This is a genomic window from Synechococcus sp. BA-120 BA3, from assembly GCF_034931285.1.
Classification (GTDB): Bacteria; Cyanobacteriota; Cyanobacteriia; order PCC-6307; family Cyanobiaceae; genus Cyanobium.
On the sequence record NZ_JAYGHZ010000189.1, the window covers coordinates 1 to 1,139 of the forward strand.

The 1,139-nt window shown below is 66.8% G+C and carries 1 protein-coding gene; it reads right to left on the reverse strand.

Going from position 1 to position 1,139, the window contains the following annotated elements; translation table 11 throughout:
• A protein-coding gene (locus VB737_RS07165) for an IS3 family transposase (protein ID WP_500312230.1) occupies positions 1-1,065 on the reverse strand; the annotation gives its coding sequence in 2 pieces (ribosomal slippage) (positions 1-804 and positions 804-1,065; 1,066 coding nt annotated over the 2 pieces). This gene is flagged as partial in the annotation.
• Between the last annotated feature and the right edge of the window lie 74 nt (positions 1,066-1,139).

Consider the following 1,139-nt stretch of genomic DNA (forward strand, 5'->3'; position numbering starts at 1 on the left):
GGGCCGAGTGCGGCCTGAGCGAGTTGTACTCCCAGCGCCAGCGATCGGCCAGGATCTGCGCCTCTGGGGCTGTGGTGAACAGCTCGGTGTTGAGGAACTCATCCCGGAACCGGCCATTGAACGACTCTGCGAATCCGTTCTCCCATGGGGATCCCGGTGCGATGTAGGCCGTGCTGGTGGTGGTGCTGGCCTCACACCAATCCCGTAGAGCCTGCGCAATGAACTCCGGCCCGTTATCGGACCGGATGAACGCTGGCGCCGGGTAGAGACTGGTGAGCTCCTCCAGCACCGCCACCACATCCTTGGCCTTGCAGCGTCTGCCCACCCGGATCGCCAGGCAGAGGCGGCTGTGCTCGTCGATCACGTTCAGGAACTTGAGTCTGCGGCCATCGGCGGTGGCGTCGAACTGGAAGTCCATGGCCCACACCTGGTGGGGATGCTCGGCCCGGTGGCGGCGCACCGAGCCGTCGGCGGGTCGTGCCCGCTTGCGCTTCCTGGGAGTGGGCCGTTGCAGGCCTTCCTCCCGCCAGAGCCGTTGCACCCGCTTGTGGTTCACCGTCCAGCACTCGCGCCGCAGGAGGCGGTAGGCCATCCGGCGGCCCCAGCGGATGTGCTCAGAGGCGATCTCCCGTAGGCGATTCCTGAGCTTGGCCTCCTGCAGGTCGATGACCTTGCCGCCATGGCGCTGGGTGCTGCGGTGCTGGCCCACCACCCGGCAGACGAGGCGCTCAGAAGCCCGGTAACGCTCCTGCAGGACCACCACAGCCCTGCGGCGGCGTTCCGGGCTCAGAAGTTTCCCTCGGCGAGGTCCTTGAGCATGGCCTTCTCCAGCTCCGCCTCTGCCAACAACTTCTTGAGGCGGGCGTTCTCCTTCTCCAGCTGGGTCAGGCGCCGGGCCTCCTCGGCCTGCATGCCGCCGTACTGCTGGCGCCAGCGGTGGTAGGTCGGCTGCGTCACCTCGATGACCCGGCAGACGTCGGCGACGGTCTTGCCCTGGGCGATCAGCTGCTCGGCGGTCTTGAGCTTGCGGATGATCTGTTCGGATGTGTGCCTGGTGCGTTTCATGGTCGAGTCCCCGGCCCAGTCTGGCCGGCTGAAGACTCTCATTCACCCTGGACCGGTTTCCGGGGTCCACGTCA